This is a genomic window from Enterobacter sp. CCUG 70166 (genome assembly GCF_020224095.1).
Lineage (GTDB): Bacteria > Pseudomonadota > Gammaproteobacteria > Enterobacterales > Enterobacteriaceae > Enterobacter > Enterobacter intestinihominis.
Genome location: NZ_NRIQ01000088.1, coordinates 1 through 14,458, shown reverse-complemented (window position 1 = coordinate 14,458; position 14,458 = coordinate 1). Strand labels below are relative to the sequence as shown.

At 50.1% G+C, this 14,458-nt stretch carries 23 protein-coding genes and 2 pseudogenes; 3 read left to right on the top strand and 22 right to left on the bottom strand.

Annotated features, from left to right (window positions below):
* The 4 genes and pseudogenes from CKK19_RS24990 to CKK19_RS24975 form a co-directional block, all read right to left on the bottom strand.
* Positions 1–434: pseudogene (locus CKK19_RS24990) on the bottom strand (hypothetical protein); the annotation flags it as partial.
* Positions 435–443: 9 nt separating this feature from the next.
* Positions 444–971 (bottom strand): tail assembly protein, encoded by a 528-nt coding sequence (locus CKK19_RS24985; protein ID WP_148744858.1) that lies wholly within the window; start codon positions 969–971, stop codon positions 444–446.
* Positions 914–1,633 (bottom strand): C40 family peptidase, encoded by a 720-nt coding sequence (locus tag CKK19_RS24980; protein WP_063862879.1) that lies wholly within the window; start codon positions 1,631–1,633, stop codon positions 914–916. The genes CKK19_RS24985 and CKK19_RS24980 overlap by 58 nt, the downstream gene beginning before the upstream one ends.
* Positions 1,633–2,337 carry a phage minor tail protein L gene (locus CKK19_RS24975; protein WP_026080747.1) on the bottom strand — a complete coding sequence of 235 codons (705 nt, stop codon included), beginning with the start codon at positions 2,335–2,337 and terminating at the stop codon, positions 1,633–1,635. The genes CKK19_RS24980 and CKK19_RS24975 overlap by 1 nt, the downstream gene beginning before the upstream one ends.
* Positions 2,338–2,501: 164 nt before the next feature.
* Here CKK19_RS24975 and CKK19_RS24970 point away from each other — a divergent pair, with 164 nt between their 5' ends.
* Positions 2,502–2,699 (top strand): hypothetical protein, encoded by a 198-nt coding sequence (locus CKK19_RS24970; protein ID WP_022651024.1) that lies wholly within the window; start codon positions 2,502–2,504, stop codon positions 2,697–2,699.
* Here CKK19_RS24970 and CKK19_RS24965 read toward each other — a convergent pair.
* Both CKK19_RS24965 and CKK19_RS24960 read right to left on the bottom strand, forming a co-directional pair.
* Positions 2,678–2,833 carry a hypothetical protein gene (locus tag CKK19_RS24965; RefSeq protein ID WP_022651023.1) on the bottom strand — a complete coding sequence of 52 codons (156 nt, stop codon included), beginning with the start codon at positions 2,831–2,833 and terminating at the stop codon, positions 2,678–2,680. The two genes, CKK19_RS24970 and CKK19_RS24965, sit on opposite strands and share 22 nt — an antisense overlap.
* Positions 2,834–2,854: 21 nt before the next feature.
* A complete protein-coding gene (locus CKK19_RS24960; protein ID WP_225455262.1) occupies positions 2,855–3,202 on the bottom strand; it encodes a phage tail protein in 348 nt (115 codons plus the stop codon).
* Between the two features lie 57 nt (positions 3,203–3,259).
* On the opposite strand from CKK19_RS24960, the gene CKK19_RS24955 reads away from it, so the two are divergent.
* On the top strand, positions 3,260–3,484 hold the full coding sequence (locus CKK19_RS24955; protein ID WP_045892289.1) for a hypothetical protein: 225 nt from the start codon (positions 3,260–3,262) through the stop codon (positions 3,482–3,484).
* 22 nt (positions 3,485–3,506) lie between these two features.
* Here the strand turns inward: CKK19_RS24955 and CKK19_RS24950 are convergent, their stop codons facing one another.
* From CKK19_RS24950 to CKK19_RS24910, 9 genes are all read right to left on the bottom strand, one after another.
* Positions 3,507–6,659, bottom strand: a complete 3,153-nt coding sequence (locus CKK19_RS24950; RefSeq protein WP_225455261.1) for a tape measure protein — start codon at positions 6,657–6,659, stop codon at positions 3,507–3,509.
* 62 nt (positions 6,660–6,721) lie between these two features.
* Positions 6,722–7,342, bottom strand: coding sequence for a hypothetical protein (locus CKK19_RS24945; RefSeq protein WP_063862873.1), 621 nt, complete (start codon positions 7,340–7,342; stop codon positions 6,722–6,724).
* Positions 7,339–7,725 carry an outer membrane protein assembly factor BamE gene (locus CKK19_RS24940; RefSeq protein WP_063862872.1) on the bottom strand — a complete coding sequence of 129 codons (387 nt, stop codon included), beginning with the start codon at positions 7,723–7,725 and terminating at the stop codon, positions 7,339–7,341. The genes CKK19_RS24945 and CKK19_RS24940 overlap by 4 nt, the downstream gene beginning before the upstream one ends.
* Positions 7,726–7,801: 76 nt before the next feature.
* Positions 7,802–8,092 (bottom strand): hemolysin XhlA, encoded by a 291-nt coding sequence (locus tag CKK19_RS24935; protein WP_223826002.1) that lies wholly within the window; start codon positions 8,090–8,092, stop codon positions 7,802–7,804.
* The gene (locus CKK19_RS24930) at positions 8,089–8,457 is read right to left on the bottom strand and encodes a hypothetical protein (RefSeq protein ID WP_032676269.1); all 369 of its coding nucleotides are present in this window, start codon (positions 8,455–8,457) and stop codon (positions 8,089–8,091) included. The genes CKK19_RS24935 and CKK19_RS24930 overlap by 4 nt, the downstream gene beginning before the upstream one ends.
* Before the next feature lie 156 nt (positions 8,458–8,613).
* A complete protein-coding gene (locus CKK19_RS24925; RefSeq protein WP_032676270.1) occupies positions 8,614–9,387 on the bottom strand; it encodes an ORF6N domain-containing protein in 774 nt (257 codons plus the stop codon).
* A gap of 84 nt (positions 9,388–9,471) precedes the next feature.
* Positions 9,472–10,110, bottom strand: a complete 639-nt coding sequence (locus CKK19_RS24920; RefSeq protein ID WP_225455260.1) for a P22AR C-terminal domain-containing protein — start codon at positions 10,108–10,110, stop codon at positions 9,472–9,474.
* Between the two features lie 59 nt (positions 10,111–10,169).
* Positions 10,170–10,628, bottom strand: coding sequence for a GIY-YIG nuclease family protein (locus tag CKK19_RS24915; protein WP_193901658.1), 459 nt, complete (start codon positions 10,626–10,628; stop codon positions 10,170–10,172).
* Positions 10,621–10,791, bottom strand: coding sequence for an Arc family DNA-binding protein (locus CKK19_RS24910; RefSeq protein WP_193901656.1), 171 nt, complete (start codon positions 10,789–10,791; stop codon positions 10,621–10,623). Before CKK19_RS24910 ends, CKK19_RS24915 begins: the two co-directional genes overlap by 8 nt.
* 106 nt (positions 10,792–10,897) lie before the next feature.
* On the opposite strand from CKK19_RS24910, the gene CKK19_RS24905 reads away from it, so the two are divergent.
* Positions 10,898–11,254, top strand: a complete 357-nt coding sequence (locus CKK19_RS24905; RefSeq protein ID WP_193901654.1) for an Arc family DNA-binding protein — start codon at positions 10,898–10,900, stop codon at positions 11,252–11,254.
* Between the two features lie 164 nt (positions 11,255–11,418).
* On the opposite strand, the gene CKK19_RS24900 is transcribed toward CKK19_RS24905, so the two are convergent.
* The 7 genes and pseudogenes from CKK19_RS24900 to CKK19_RS24870 form a co-directional block, all read right to left on the bottom strand.
* A complete protein-coding gene (locus CKK19_RS24900) occupies positions 11,419–12,072 on the bottom strand; it encodes a DUF6246 family protein (protein WP_225455259.1) in 654 nt (217 codons plus the stop codon).
* 41 nt (positions 12,073–12,113) lie between these two features.
* Positions 12,114–12,848, bottom strand: coding sequence for a phage tail tube protein (locus CKK19_RS24895; RefSeq protein WP_225455258.1), 735 nt, complete (start codon positions 12,846–12,848; stop codon positions 12,114–12,116).
* Between the two features lie 15 nt (positions 12,849–12,863).
* The gene (locus tag CKK19_RS24890; protein ID WP_045339753.1) at positions 12,864–13,250 is read right to left on the bottom strand and encodes a hypothetical protein; all 387 of its coding nucleotides are present in this window, start codon (positions 13,248–13,250) and stop codon (positions 12,864–12,866) included.
* The gene (locus CKK19_RS24885; RefSeq protein WP_045345395.1) at positions 13,247–13,642 is read right to left on the bottom strand and encodes a hypothetical protein; all 396 of its coding nucleotides are present in this window, start codon (positions 13,640–13,642) and stop codon (positions 13,247–13,249) included. The genes CKK19_RS24890 and CKK19_RS24885 overlap by 4 nt, the downstream gene beginning before the upstream one ends.
* A gap of 7 nt (positions 13,643–13,649) precedes the next feature.
* On the bottom strand, positions 13,650–14,012 hold the full coding sequence (locus tag CKK19_RS24880) for a hypothetical protein (protein WP_225455257.1): 363 nt from the start codon (positions 14,010–14,012) through the stop codon (positions 13,650–13,652).
* On the bottom strand, positions 13,996–14,184 hold the full coding sequence (locus CKK19_RS24875; RefSeq protein ID WP_026080664.1) for a hypothetical protein: 189 nt from the start codon (positions 14,182–14,184) through the stop codon (positions 13,996–13,998). The genes CKK19_RS24880 and CKK19_RS24875 overlap by 17 nt, the downstream gene beginning before the upstream one ends.
* Positions 14,184–14,458, bottom strand: a pseudogene (locus CKK19_RS24870) (hypothetical protein); the annotation flags it as partial. The pseudogene CKK19_RS24870 and the gene CKK19_RS24875, both read right to left, overlap by 1 nt.

Genomic DNA, 14,458 nt, shown 5'->3' with positions numbered 1-14,458 from the left:
AATTCAGTAAACCACTTCAGAGTGACGGACGTGTTTTTCTGATTGCCTTTGGTGTCCTGCTCTACCAGTCCGGTCACACCAACGTTAAACCGCACCCGGGTAACGTCCTGATCGGTTATGGTGCGAACCAGCGGAGTATCATAGGTTACTTCGGTGTTTACGATGGTGGTCGCTTCAATAGCAGAGAAGCCATTGATGGGGGATTGCGTCTCGGAACCAGGACGCCAGGCGACACTGACACCATTTACGCTGACACTGCCTGTTGCATCAGTTACGGGGGTTTTATTGAGTTTGAACGATGACAGATGTTCCTGATCAACTGGCCCGTAGATAGGACCTTCGCTGATGAGGTCCAGCACCCGGTAAAATTGCTTTGATTTGAGGTTATCGTCGAGAAGTTTTGGGGTTGATGCTTTACCGCCGCCTGAAGACATAATGCCACCTTAGCTAATAGATTCCGTCCAGTCCTGGTTGTTGCTTGTGTCGATGCCGAGTGAAATAACGTTCGAGCCGACCTCCATTTCTCCAAGGAGGAGTGGCACAGCCCGGCCCTGGCCTACCCGGTTCTCAGCACTGGTAAAAGAGTTGTTTGTGAGCGTATTGGTCTCTGCGGCTTCTGCGGAGGTTTTGGTCTTCATGTTGCGTGACATGTAAACCGAGTAAGCTACCGAAGCCACGCTGACAGCTACCGCAATCCATGCGGCCGCAGCAGCAGAAATGGCCCCCTCAACTACCGGCACGAACAGGACCACTGATCCGTCTTTAAGCTGGCGGTCCAGATGCCATTGCATCGCAGATACCTCAACATCCTCGCCCGCTACCCGCACCCGCAACTTCGTATTAAGAAAGGCTTTTTTGAAGGCGTAATCCTGCGCCAGAAGAAGGCGTAATCCCTGCGCGGGAGTGTCAACATTCAGGGGTATCTGGCGGTAAAATCGGCGTAAATTGCCTGCAAATTTAAAGATGAGCACTGTTCGTGTCTCCAGATTGAATGCGTCTGCTTGATGTATGCCGGGCGCATTTGTTCTCGTCGGCTGAGGTGTCCTGCATGGTCATGGTGAAGCACTAGGTTGTCATGAAGGAGAATCATTGAGTGGCATGGGTCGGCGCCGGGGAATGGCTGCCTGATAATGACGTCGCCTGGTTGTGCATCCTGCATGGACACCTGATAGAAGCCATTGACCGCCATATTGGCGATATATAGATTCTCTCCTCTCAGCCACCATCCGTTAGTCCTCCCGAAGTCCGGAAGGTCGATTCCACAGAGATGGTATGCGTCCCGAAAAAGCGTGTAGCAGTCCATAATGCCGTGATCGAACTTGCGCCCCAGCAGGAGTGGCACAGGCCTGTATTTCCTGATCTCCCTGCCAGATGCCAGCCACCATGGCAGGCCGGTCATCACCTGCATTTGCCGGTCTGCACCTGAGAGTGATGGCTGGCTTTGCGGGTGGGAATGGAAGACCGCTGTAATCTCACCTTCTTCCTCCGCCGCAAGCCAGTCATCGTCACTTATGCGGAAATGATGCCAGGGCTCCGGATGCACATTCCGACAGCGAAACACTCGCTCGTCGTTCAGGATTAGCGCGCACACTTCATCCTGCGACGATGCCGCATAATCGAGTAATTCTTGCATCAGGAGACCTTTTGAGAGCCGGGGAAACTGCTTATTGGCATTGGTTCAGGACGTGGGTAGCGAAACCGGCAACCGGTACGACGGTGGGAGCATTTATCCTTGGCTGGATCAGTGGTTGGGTTGTCACGCTCATCTGCAACAGGCGGCCCGTCATATCCACACCCGACGCCGCGATACTGCCACTGGCATACGTCGGCGAGAATGGTACGGGCCGGGATGATGGCGTTGTCGCAGTCAATCGGTGTCGCCAGCGTGTATGTCACCTGCTCGAAAGTCTCCTCTGTCATCTCCTCGACAACGTAGCGGGACACCGCCTCCTGTGTCGGGTCCGCGTCAGGGTTCCCGTTCGGGAAATTTACCGCGTCCAGGTACTTCACCGGAACCTGTCTTCGGGTGATGACTACTCCCAGCATGTCATCAAAGTCATGGTTGATGCCAGTCAGTAAACCGGTAACGTTCGCCACCGCCATAGACGGGCGGGCGTAGGTGCCTTCGTTCTTTGACTCGAATCCCTCCACCGCTATCGGATATGCCTGGTACTGGTTACCTTTCCAGATAACGTTGCCGTAGTAGCCGTTCGTTCCAGAATGGAAGCGGATAAGGTCTCCGCCAAAGGGTTGCAGGTCGGCTTCGAACAGGTCGATAAACGCGCCTACTCCGGCGTCGACGCTATCAATAATCATACTGGCTGGTATGTCGCGCACGGCAAACTCCCATAAAAAAGCCACCAAGTGGTGGCTACTGTTTGAATATCAGGATGTTGCTTACTGATAACCCTGGTTAACGTGTAAGCTCAGCCCGTCAGTGGTGGGACACTGACGTAACCATCGAAGGGGGATGGCTGATTACCTCTGATAAAGGAAAAATAATGTCAGAATTGAAATTAAACGCTATTGACTTTATTTCTTTTGCGGTCGCTGGAAATACATTTAAATTAAAAGCTAATTTGATTGGCCCTAATGACCAATTTCATTCGGTAAACCTAGATATAGCGCCAGATGAGATAAAGAATAAAACCATCGGTGAGATTGAAAAACTTGCTATTCAAGCCTTGCGTTCAGCTTGAATTACGGCAATTTGATCTAATTTCGCAGTGATTTGATTATAAGCACAGGTGTGAGCGCTAATAACTTCTTCCATCTGTGCTTTCATTGAATCAACCATAGCCTCTAACTCTTCAACACGTTGTTCTAAAGTCATAACTGTCTCCCGCCTTTCGGCTTATCGTGGTACTTGTTCAAAAGTGGCCGTCAGTTCAAACAGCGGCCCGGTCTTTGTCATATTCCAGGATCGGCAGACAAACAGCTTCCTCACTCCCGTATCGGATGACGTCCAGTAGAACGATTCAACCGCCCCCCTGGCCTTGAGGAATGCCTCAGCATCCTTCGCAGGGTTACTGCGGCACGCTCCGCTGACGCCGCGAAAGGTGAGCGAGTATTTATCCATCAGTGGATTGATACCCTTCACCTGTCGCTGTTCGTAACCGTCACCGAGCTTAACAACGGCTACGTTTGGGGTACGTTCAACCTGGTAAGCTCGCTGCGGTGTCCACGTAAAAACTTCTGGCACTTTAGCCTCCGTTGTATAATCAAATCTCGACAATCACTATCAACCAAGGACTTAAAAATGGACAATGTTAGCCAAGCTCAGAAAGACATCATGGCGATCAAAATCGTGGTTCAAAATATGATTGCCTTAATGAATGCTGAAAAGCAGCAGGTCTTAAAAGACATTACGGAAAACATGACTAATGAAATGATTGCAACTAGTGGGGATCTAGCGCATCACCTTGAGGATATTAAAAAATCAGCAATGGAAATGATCGACATTGCGACATTGAAGCCGGAGTGATTAACAAGCGGCTAAATGCCGCTTATTTCCTCCTTCCCTGCAGTAAACCGTTCGGACGAGTACTCTGGTCTACCATCATCTTCAGCATGTCGTTGTTCCACACTTTACGAAGCCTTGCGATCTCCTCATCACCAATTCCTCCCGTAGTATTTATCGTGAGGTTCATTACAGGATTAAACGACCCGCCACCTCCAACCTTATCAGCAGGAATAATCTTTCCTGACTGGTTCGGGATGAATGCCTGCTGCCCACCTGCGGTCTGGAAGATTTCAGAGCGCCCATCTTCGTTGATGCGATAGGCGTTGCCGGCTGATACCGTGCCGCCGTAACGGCGACCACCGCTATAACCAACGCTAGCAATGCTGGATATCAGGGAACCGCCTGCTGCTGCGACTTGGGACATTGCAGCCATATTCCATGGAAACGGCCCAGACGCCATCGCATTAGAGATCGCCAGTTGAAGGTTTAACGCCGCCTGAGCAGTGGCAAACCCCTTGCTGATTGCAAAAAGCGCCTTATACGCTGCGTTATTCTTGCCTTTGCTGTTGGCGATAATGGTAGCCAACCCGTCGAATCCCTGAGAAATTCCGTTGAGCATGGTATTAACCACATCAACCTGCCTCTGGGCTTCCGTTCTGGCTATATTAATGCGCTCATTTGCCGCTTGTTGCTGAATCGCTGTTTTAGCATCCTCGTAAAGTTGAGTATTTTCTTTGTCAATATCTTGATATTTTGCCAGAGCAGCAAGCTTTTGCTGCTCCTCCAGGTCGATTTGAGCCAGAAGATCAATAGAGTTACCAGTCTGGGCGTCTGGCATTACTTTGTATGCAGCTATCTCTTGCTGAGCAAACTTCTTACCTTGCTCTGCCTGTTGGCGCATCTTAACCGCATTGGCTGCATCCCATTCAGCCGCTGCATATTTTCTTATTTCGGCAACCTGCTCTTTCGTAGCGCTACTATTTAAAGACTGCTCAGCCCTCAAGATGGCTTGTTCACGAGATAACTCTTGTGTTGACGTCGCAGCAAGCCCTGCTCTTTGTTTGTAGTCTGCAATTTTCTGCGCATTTGCCTGCATTGCAGTGGCGGCCTTCGTGGCCTCAGACGTCGCGTCTTTAGTTTCCTTTTTCCCTTTCTGCTGAGCTTGCTGTGCGTCATATTCGGCAGCAGCCCTTTCACGAGCCAAGGCCACATCCCTTTCCATCTGCAACTTCGATTTTTCATCATTAGCGCTTCCGGCGTATAACTTCCTTATATCCTGCTCAGCCTTCAACTGCGCACGCTTGCGGTCGTTAAGCTCGCTCTGGAGTGTCACCTGGTCCTGAAGTTTATCAAGGTAGTCCTGAGCATCTTTCGGGCGATCTACCATCAAACTGCTGGAGTTGAATTTCTCCTTCGCTTTTGCGGCAAAGTTAATCATGTCGCCAAGCTTGCCCATCATGCCAGCGGTGATACCAGCTTCCTCGCCATCCCGGCGAAGCAGGTCAATCCCTTGCCTCATCGTGCCATTGAGCGTGGCGCGTCCTATGTTAATAGCGTTCTGCGTCTGGCTAAGGCGATTCTGAGCACGTTCAAGCTCGAGAGTTGCAATCGCTAATTTATCCTGGGCACCACCTAATGCTTCAGCAGCCTGACGGCCTCGAGTAGTGTTCGTTCCCCAGTTAGCTATCTCCCTTTCTTGCCTCTGAACAGCAGCTGTAGCGTCGTTAAATTCTTTCTGTGCGTCGGCTACCGCATCGCTAAGGGTCGGCAGGTTCTGGCTTAACTTGCCAATAGTGGCTGCCAACTCGGTATGCGACATGCTCTGGAACTTAGCGCTCAGTTCATTGACGCTATCTGCCAGGTTATTGGCATCGTCTCTGGCCTCTTTAGCTCGCTGAGAGAAATATAGAATCGCACTGGCCGCGAGCATGGCAGCACCACCAGCCCCACCTATCAATCTTAAAGCCCTGCTTGCCAGACCAGCCCCGGATGATGCTGCCGCTTGAGCTGCGTTACTTGCTACTAGTGCTCGATTGTAATTTGCAACAGCAGCAGTAGCCGCTACCCTAGCGACAGACAAGCGTTGCTCGGCAGCGGCGGCATTCGTCGCACTAACCGCTGTCTGCTTCATCATTTCCGCAAGGCGGATTTCATCCAGCGCACGTTCTTTTGCGACGGCGGCAGCGCGGAGATCTGCTGTAGCTTTGTTTGCCGCAGCCTGAGCAGCCTGCATTTCAGCGGCTGACTGATTTCTTGCAGCAACTGCGGCCTTTACCTTCGCAGCGGTAGCCATTGTCAGTGCACCAACATAACGGCTACCCATAACAGCAGCAGCGGCGGTCAGGATGGCACTAAGAGCACCGATGTTCTCACTGACGCTGATAACAGCATCGTTGAAAATCGCTGTACCGGTTTTTACCGTGGAGTTTTCACCAAAAAACTTGGTGATGTTGTTCCCGGCAACCTGCAATGCCTGACTGATAGTTGTCGTGGTATTGGCAAACTCATTGCCGATCGTCACCCCCTGTGAAAGTAACCCGTTCACCACAACATCAGTAGTCAACTTTCCGGCCGCAGCCATCTGACGCATCTGTCCAATGCCTACCCCCATAGAGTCAGCAAGCGCCACAATCAGGCGGTTCCCCTGCTCATTCACAGAGTTGAATTCTTCCCCGCGCAGTGCACCAGAAGCCAGCCCTTGAGACAACTGGATAATAGCGTTTTCTGCTTCCTGAGCGGTCGCACCGGAGACAACAAACCCTTGGTTGATGATGGTAGTCAGCTTAGCCAGATCATCAGCACTGGTTCCATATTCCCTGGTTGCTCGCTCCAGTCGTGCATACAAAGAAGCTGTAGCGTCGAGGCTGCCGCGAGTTTGCTGTGTGATGTTGAATACTCGCTCAGTAACGTCAACCAGTTGCTCGCTAGGCCGAAGGGCGTTTGCCAGTTTGTTGTTGAGAGTCGTCCATGCGTCAGCGTATTGAGCCACCTGCTGCACAGACAAAATTGCCATAAGAGACGTGGCAACCCGGCTTAGGCTGCCGAAGGATGAAGTTAGCGATGAAGCTGCCTTGTCGGCGCGGTTGAACCCGCCTTCCATGCCGTCTGTTATATCGCGGACCTGCTTATCAGCCCGCAGTAGCTGAGCCGTATCAGCCTTGATTACATATTCGATATCACCTACGTTCTCGGCCATTTAATTTTCTCCGGGCAATAAAAAACCCCGCCGGAGCGAGGTTTTTATGGAAACGTTTAAATCTATTTTTTCGCAAGACAGGATGAGATTGCATTCGCCTTCTCATTTAAAACGGCTATGACAGCTTCGGGGCTTGCAGCATCCCATGATCCAACATCAAAAAAACCATTGTTTGATATGGCACCACTGTCGTTTTGGACCTGCTGTATATTAGAAAATATGAACTGGGCTTGTTTGCCCTCTGGTACAACTTCACTGGTAAACCGGACTGTTCTTTTTACACCCATAGTAGGGGTTACATACTCACCAGTACCAGCGAAGATAATTCCTTTCTCGGTTTCAGCCTGAATAACAGAACCTCCCTGAACACTAGATGAGGTCTGCACGTTGTAATAATTCCCTGTGTAAGCCCCTGTGAAGCTTTTAGAACCATCAGTAAGCTGAACTTGATTATTGGTTACATTACTAAGGATGCAGGACTTTAAAGCATCCTTAGAGGAGTTAACGATCTCCTTCTTCACTTCATAAGATTTTATGATTTCGTTACCATTTTTCTGCTGGAACTCAACTCCAGGAATGGAATTTATAGCTGCCGAGCGCTGGTAAGATACACAACCACTTAACAAAGCACATGACACCATGGCTACAAGAAGCTTCTTCTTATCTTTTGCAAATTTATTCATTTTTTCGCTCCCTGAGCAGCTTCAGCGTATGCCTGTGCCGTTTTTTGAGACGACTCAAGAATGTCATCAGTTAATGTCTGCTGGCCCCACTTCGTAACCTTTCCGTTCACAAAGGTGACTGTCAGTCTATCTGTAGCTAACTGCTCATTGTCAACAATGGTGTAGCCATAAAGCGCTTTGTTCCAGTAAATCCAACGCTCACGCTCTTCATTGACATCCGTTCTGCGAGGTGCGCCCATGACCTGCATTACGTCGTTTTTGCTCATCCCAAGCGAGAGCAACATTGATTTTTGGTTGTAGTCTATTTTTTGCACTGTGGGAGCACAGGCTGTAATTGTTAACGCTGAAAGGCCAAGTAACGCTGCGCAAAGATACTTCTTCATATCCCTATCCCCTTTGGTAAAAGATGAGGGAATCCTAGCAGGGATCGTGGCCAGGGAAAACTCAGCGAGCGCTGGGTTAGAAAATGAGCTTGGCAACTGCCATGGCAAGGCCGGCTATACCAATCATGGTCGCAGCTAACCATTTTGTCTGAGCGGAAATAGATTGGTGTAACTCAGCTCTTAAAGAGGCGACATCTTCTTTGTTTGCATAATTTGATTTTATGACTGCTATATCAGTCCGAATGCCAGCCAGATCATCCTCTAGTTTCTTTACACGCTTCTCTAGCATGTCATCTCCTCCGCTACCTCCGCCACCGTGTTTCGGGAAATCGACTACGTGAATGTTATCTTCCATTCTAATATTCATTGGTCTTCCCCTGCTTCTGACAACTTCTGTTCAACCCACTTCAATACTGGCCACGTTGCAAAGTGCATAGAATACGCACAGTTCTTACATATCAAACGATATTCATATTTTACTAAAGAGTATGATGGTCCTTCTGTATCAAGTTTGACAGGGATGGCATAAATGCTGCTTTCGCACCCATCAGGCCCCACAGTGATTGAACTGGCGTTAGGTATAGAAATATCATCACTCCCACAAATTGGGCATATGACTGTTTTGACGCCGCGTTCGAAGAGATATTCAGAAAATAGCTCAGGAGTAACTTTCTCCAGCCGCCGCTGAAGGGTCAGTTGAAGTTGCATTTGGTGCTGTTTTTCGTCTTCCACGCTGATTCACCACGAAATGGTATTTCCTTAAATTTATCACGCGGGCATGACTTCAAAAACTGTTCATCTATCCATGGCAACGGGAAAACCCGCAGTTAAGCGGGTTGGGATGTCGATTGGCTGAGAAATCGGCGGATTGGCGGACTTTTACGCCGATTAAAAGATCTTGCGCAAATCCACGTTGTACACCGCCATCCATGCAGCGCGAGGCCAGGACTTCACGGTGCCAAAACGCGGATCCTCAACCTCATGCGGTTCGGCGCTATTCTCCCTGCACCACTTGCGCAGTGGCTGCCATTTGAATTTCTGTCCGAGCTTCTTCTCTACCGGGATAATGGCGGCATAGTTTTTTCCTTCCCCGATGCGTTCCGCCAGTTTGTTTTTGGCACGAACAGCAGCGGAAGCTGTTGCCATCGCGGTTACTTCGCGTTTCTCAGAGATCCAGCGCTTCTCTTTAACTGCACGATCGCGCTGTTCAGCAATAATGCGGTTCTCTTTCACTTTTGTCAGGAGGTCTTCCAGAGCTGCTTCATAGGTCAGCGGGATACCCATTGATGGAGTTGGACGGAAGTAAGCATCCTCAAGGCGTTCGAAAAAGGCCCATGCTTCGTCAGTATCAACAATCTTCGACATACGGGCCGCGCCCTTTTCGGTCCAAAAAACAACAGAGCGGGCTTTGCTCGAAATTTGTGCGTGACTATTAGTCACTCGCAAATCCTTCAGCTCTTGGCCTTTAATGGTGAAGATGTGGATGCCCTCAATGAAGCGGCTGGCATTGCGCGAAAGGTTTTTCCTAATATTAGCCTCATCAGAACCATAACCTGCGGCCAGCGTTTCAGTCGTAACAACACGCAACCCCTTCCATTCAATCACTGGCAGTGGCTTGGGATCGACATTTGGTTCATGAACTGCTAAATTTAAAGAAGTCATTGGTTGGACCCTTATGACAAGTTTCAAAGGAAGCCGGTAGCTCGAACTATCGGCTTTTTCTTTTTGCGCCATCCCATGCGCCCATCAGTGAATCCATCCGTCTTCGCCGCGGAGTTTTGCCAGCACAGGCTGAGCGCTACTTACGACAAAATTCGTGTTATCCAAGTTTTGTGTTTCTCGGAGTAAAATCTTTTTGGTTTCGTCCGTCATGTACCTGGTTTCATGTGCGATATCGCGTAGCTTGCCTGAAAGTTCAGATCCCAGTTCGCGCATCGCAGGATAGAGCTTCTTGCTGATCTGCTGGCTCTTTTCCATCCAGAGCTGCAAGTAACAAAGACTCACCAACTCCTCATCAGAAAACTGCTTGGCGATCGGTGAGTCCTTAACCTCGCGATCCAGGATGTCCAGCGCCCAGCGTCGGAAATCTTTGGCCTTTGGTGTTGAGGCAAACATCGCAACCAAATGAGCGCCTCGAAGAGAGAAAAACCTCACAACCATCTCCACTGAGCCGGTTTTCCTAACGACCCTCTCCCTGAGGGTCGTTGACATATTGGCTGCAAATTCATCGCTATAACGGCTGTAAATTTGAGTTACCGCGTCGGTCTTCTTATAGCCAAGCGCTTTAGCCAGATCAGATGATGAAAACCAAAGGTTTCCAGACCTTTCAACTGGGTGAAGCTCTACGTCCTGGAATCGGAAATCAGATGTTGCTAAACTATTCATGTCAGTTACCTCGTACGTTTCTGGCAAATTGGGTTCAGGCAGTTACAGCTGTCTGAGCCCTAACTATTTTGTGATTTCGCAAGTTCGTGAAGCTGATTGAGCGAATTGATAAAAGCTGCTGCGCTGGCCTCTTTTGCTTCAATTTCTTCTACTGAGAACGTAGTCTTAATTTCCATTCCCATCACTACAGCTAGCGCCTCCTCAAAAGTGACTTTAAAAAACTCACCGTCACGCTCTTTCCCCTCCAAAAACGCCAGCACTTTCTTCTCGTTTTCTTTGTAATTGATATGGGAAGCACTTAACCAAAGATGATCCAGAGTGACTTCTGTAGAACGAAGCCCACGCTGCAAACTTTTCATTCTTGAAGCTGGCTCAGCAGTGCTGCCGACCTTGGTATACCCATTCGATAACTTCAAAACATAGATATATCCACGCTCGAACTTGTTGGTCTTTGGTGCCTTTTGTTTGTTGAGAAACCCTGCGTAACCAACATAGCTAGCTTCCATTTTCTTAAGCATCGTTACGCTCCTCCCGCAAACTTTTCGCCAACCGCTGCACAATCGCAGAGTTAATCGAAATACCATCCATTTCGGCCATGCGCCGGATCTCCTCCTTCATGCGCTCGGGCACACGAAGAAGAATATTTTCACTTTTGCGCCCAGTGTATAAAACATCATTCATATCATTTCCTCTCAGCTTGATATCACGGTGTAATCATTACACCGTGTTCCTATCTTGTCAATTTTTTTGTGGTTACACTGTGATATCAGATTCAAGAGGTATCACTATGAAAGGTATGCGCAACATCGCTCCGTTCGGCCTAAGAATGCCGGAGGAGCTTCGAGAGGCTATCCAGCAGCGGGCTAAAAACAATGGTCGGTCAATAAATTCAGAGATCGTGCAGATACTCCAAGAAACGATAGATACTGATAGAGCGATTGCTGAAAGCGAACTTGTTGACTTCGACTCTACTCAAGCTGCTTTTAATGCCGCAGCGACAGCAGAAGAGAAAGAGAAATTCCTAAGAGATCTTGCGAAAAAAGACCCGTTCACGGCAGACATACTGCGTGAGGGAGAAGAGCACGCCAGGAGGCTTGCTGCGATACTTGGTCGTCGCATGGGGTATCTGGACGACGAGAAATAAAAAAGCCCACCTAACTGTTAAAGAGCACCTACTGACGTGATTAAAGCGCCAAGAGGTGCGGAAAGGTAGGTCCAATAATGCAGAAATTACCCCTCAGGTAATTTGAATAGTTATGATGATGTGGCAGTAGCACAAAATGCAAAAAGCCCACCTGAGTGGGCCATTTAGTGCGGCCCATGCCTCTGCGCATCCATCGCCAGCATCTGCTCTGCCCAGTCCATAACTTCGTCGTATTTCTCCTGGGTTGGCACCTTCCCTTTATCCTTCTGCGGGAACTTGGCATTCATGGCAGCCCGGAAGCTGGTCATCGTCATGTTCCAGGCGTCTGCCTCACTCATCCCGAGGTGGGCAACTGCGGTATAAACGAATGTGCGGGCATCGAATTTGTCACTGTATTCGCCCTTCTTACCTTCGAACTCTTCCGGCGGCTGATCGCCCATTACGCCATGCAAAATCAGGTGACGGGCCAGCTGGATGACGTCCTCAACTGGCAACGAGCCAGGCTTAAACACGAGGCGTCCCGCCGTAGTCACTGAGTAAGAGCCGATGATTTCAGCAATGTCGCCTTCAGAGCAATGCCTGACTACGTTAGCTGCAGCTGCTGCCATGTCTGCAAAGCAGCGTGCATTAGCCGCTTTGAGTATCTGCTGGTCAGCAATTCTGTGCTTTGGGTAATGGCCTGCATGAACTTTCACGAAAGCATCAACGATTTGCTCAGGCGTGCCGATTCGGGACATAGCCAGGAATGAAGGGTTGAGGAATATCTCTTTGCCGCCTGCTCGAATGACGGCCTGGCCGATATCGGTGATTGCTTTCATGGAAACTCTCAACAAGAGGGAGGGCTAAGCCTCCCATGGGTTTAGGCTGCGTTCACGGTCACAGTGGCTGGGCTGGAGGTTACCGAGCCGGCGGTTGAGGATGTAACCTGACAGGAGTAAGAACCCGCATCACCCGTAACGACGCTGGCCTTCGTGTAGGTAGCGTTCGTCGCACCAGAGATGTCAGTTCCGCCCTTCTTCCACTGATAGGTCAGAGTGGAGCCGTCAGAGACATTTGCCGCCACAGACAGGTTTAGTGCATCTCCCACCGTGAGCGTGCGGTTCTGCGGCTGCGTAGTGATCGTGATTACTGCTCCAACATCACGAACGTCCACCTGCCCCGCGCTTGATGCCTCAATAGACCATGTGGCCACATCATCATGAGGAGCTTCGTCTTCCCACGAAGTAACCATGAACGGGCCTTCGGTGATGTCGTTTGGAGAGATGATTTTCAGCCAGACATACGGCTGGTTACTTGTCTCTGCCGGAGGATTGTATACGTGACGTTTTAACGCATTCTGCGCATAAACATCCTCTTTTCGCGTTACACCGTCCCCTGAGAAGGTAATGTTTTTGTAGGTTACGAGATTTTCCTGCGTGTACGCTGCGCTCATGTCAGCGGTAGCGTCTGCAGTATCCCATTCGGCGGAAACAGTCTTCCCGCGCATCATGCCAAGGCGCTTATAGTCACCGTTGGCGGGTTGTGATTCGGGGCAGCCAATCGCGTAGTAAACGACGACATCACGCCCTGTGAAAGCACCAGCTTCACATGCCATGTCTTTATCTCCGTGTTATCGGGAAATGATGGTTTGAAATGAAATATCGAAGAGGTAGCGACCTTCTTCGGTCTGGATGGCGGGGATACCGCCGATTGGCTGCATCGAGATGATGCACTCAGTCTGGTAGTCGTCGATCATCGCCTGACGTATTGCATCAGCGTGGTCTTCAACTTCGTTAATGTCGCTGTCGTTCTGACCGGAAAGAACAAGGAATCTGAAATAATCTCGTGTTATAGCCTCATCAGGCTTGCCGCCACCGCCCTGCTGGATGACGAGGTATCTTTCCCCTTCAGTTCCTTCCAGCTCGTTCCAGAAGCGTTTCTGGACGCGATAGCCGACATCAAAACCGTGGGACTGCAACCACGCTCTCAGAGCGTCATACACCTCGCTACGCGTCATACTTTGTATCCTTGCCTGATGATGGCCTTAATCTCGTTGAGGCCGTCGCGCTCAAAGCCTTTGCGGAGAAAGTCCGGCTCGCCGTTAGGGTCCCAGTAATTACCGCTACCGTCAGGCCTTGGCTTGCCCTTGAGCTTGCCCTTTGCAGCATTAACAGCAGCTGCATAATTTGCCGTGTAACCCACTCTGCCTATCATTCCTGAGGGCATGGGTTCGAGCCGCTTGTACTGGCTGTTGATGAGGGTTGACGATTTAACAGGAGTGATTAGAGCAGCATGATTGGCACCGGCATTCATGACCTGATACAGAACCTTCTCCGTGCGTATTCCGGCTATGTCACTCAGCACCCTGCTGGTATTCATCTGGACGCGCTTGATACCTTTAACGGGCATGATTACCTCACGTCAGGATTTTGTAGTCGGGCTCTTCACCGAAAAATGACATATCCCAGTCGGTTACAGCTTTGATGACATTAGCGCCAGCTTTTAGCGGATCTGATAGTGCCGTAGTGTCACCTCTGGCGATGTACCAGTCTCGCTGTGGCATGGTTGCGGTAACGCCATTACGCTTCAGCTCAGTAAAGAAAATCAGGTTCGTGGTGAACTCTTTACCATTGGCATCTACCGCAACCTCATTGTTAGCCGTCCAGGTGCAGTCAATCAGGTATGGTGTGCCGTTTGTCCAGGTGTTGTTCCAGTCGTCATAGACGCGAGGGTAGACAGTGGCGACATTGGTGTAAGACCAGTTAGCCGTGGCTGACACTATTATCCTCCCACCGGATAACCTCCGGATTCTCAGCGGCTACCTTCCGGCACAGCAAATACCATTCACCGTTACTTTTAACGTAACCCGTGACCCGCCGCCCGCAGTCAGTGATAACCCAGACCTTTACGAAGGGCTCAGGAAGCCTCTGCTTGACCGATATCAACGCCATCATCGACTCCCGTTGCACATGCAGCCGCCCCTGGCAATCCAGATGCCAGCGAAAGCGGTGTTAGTCGGATCAGGCGGGATCAGGCTTGTAGCGCATCCATACTTATCTAATCCCCTCAGAAGCCCCAGAGAGGCTTTCCATCGGTCAGCAAAAGACAGGTACCGAAATGAGCGTGATGCGCCGTTGGGCCCTGTCTGAGAACTGATGTACTTGTCACCCTGCCCCAGCGCCATTAGCCCCAGCAGGTAGGACTGTATGAAGTGGTCAACAAAAA

What these genes read in the sequence shown, in the direction of transcription:
- CKK19_RS24980 (WP_063862879.1), bottom strand. Translation starts at nt 1,633, where the DNA reads ATGCAAGAATTACTCGATTATGCGGCATCGTCGCAGGATGAAGTGTGC.
- CKK19_RS24970 (WP_022651024.1), top strand. Translation starts at nt 2,502, where the DNA reads ATGTCAGAATTGAAATTAAACGCTATTGACTTTATTTCTTTTGCGGTC.
- CKK19_RS24965 (WP_022651023.1), bottom strand. Translation starts at nt 2,833, where the DNA reads ATGACTTTAGAACAACGTGTTGAAGAGTTAGAGGCTATGGTTGATTCA.
- CKK19_RS24955 (WP_045892289.1), top strand. Translation starts at nt 3,260, where the DNA reads ATGGACAATGTTAGCCAAGCTCAGAAAGACATCATGGCGATCAAAATC.
- CKK19_RS24950 (WP_225455261.1), bottom strand. Translation starts at nt 6,659, where the DNA reads ATGGCCGAGAACGTAGGTGATATCGAATATGTAATCAAGGCTGATACG.
- CKK19_RS24945 (WP_063862873.1), bottom strand. Translation starts at nt 7,342, where the DNA reads ATGAATAAATTTGCAAAAGATAAGAAGAAGCTTCTTGTAGCCATGGTG.
- CKK19_RS24940 (WP_063862872.1), bottom strand. Translation starts at nt 7,725, where the DNA reads ATGAAGAAGTATCTTTGCGCAGCGTTACTTGGCCTTTCAGCGTTAACA.
- CKK19_RS24935 (WP_223826002.1), bottom strand. Translation starts at nt 8,092, where the DNA reads ATGAATATTAGAATGGAAGATAACATTCACGTAGTCGATTTCCCGAAA.
- CKK19_RS24925 (WP_032676270.1), bottom strand. Translation starts at nt 9,387, where the DNA reads ATGACTTCTTTAAATTTAGCAGTTCATGAACCAAATGTCGATCCCAAG.
- CKK19_RS24920 (WP_225455260.1), bottom strand. Translation starts at nt 10,110, where the DNA reads ATGAATAGTTTAGCAACATCTGATTTCCGATTCCAGGACGTAGAGCTT.
- CKK19_RS24915 (WP_193901658.1), bottom strand. Translation starts at nt 10,628, where the DNA reads ATGCTTAAGAAAATGGAAGCTAGCTATGTTGGTTACGCAGGGTTTCTC.
- CKK19_RS24910 (WP_193901656.1), bottom strand. Translation starts at nt 10,791, where the DNA reads ATGAATGATGTTTTATACACTGGGCGCAAAAGTGAAAATATTCTTCTT.
- CKK19_RS24905 (WP_193901654.1), top strand. Translation starts at nt 10,898, where the DNA reads ATGAAAGGTATGCGCAACATCGCTCCGTTCGGCCTAAGAATGCCGGAG.
- CKK19_RS24900 (WP_225455259.1), bottom strand. Translation starts at nt 12,072, where the DNA reads ATGAAAGCAATCACCGATATCGGCCAGGCCGTCATTCGAGCAGGCGGC.
- CKK19_RS24895 (WP_225455258.1), bottom strand. Translation starts at nt 12,848, where the DNA reads ATGGCATGTGAAGCTGGTGCTTTCACAGGGCGTGATGTCGTCGTTTAC.
- CKK19_RS24890 (WP_045339753.1), bottom strand. Translation starts at nt 13,250, where the DNA reads ATGACGCGTAGCGAGGTGTATGACGCTCTGAGAGCGTGGTTGCAGTCC.
- CKK19_RS24885 (WP_045345395.1), bottom strand. Translation starts at nt 13,642, where the DNA reads ATGCCCGTTAAAGGTATCAAGCGCGTCCAGATGAATACCAGCAGGGTG.
- CKK19_RS24875 (WP_026080664.1), bottom strand. Translation starts at nt 14,184, where the DNA reads ATGGCGTTGATATCGGTCAAGCAGAGGCTTCCTGAGCCCTTCGTAAAG.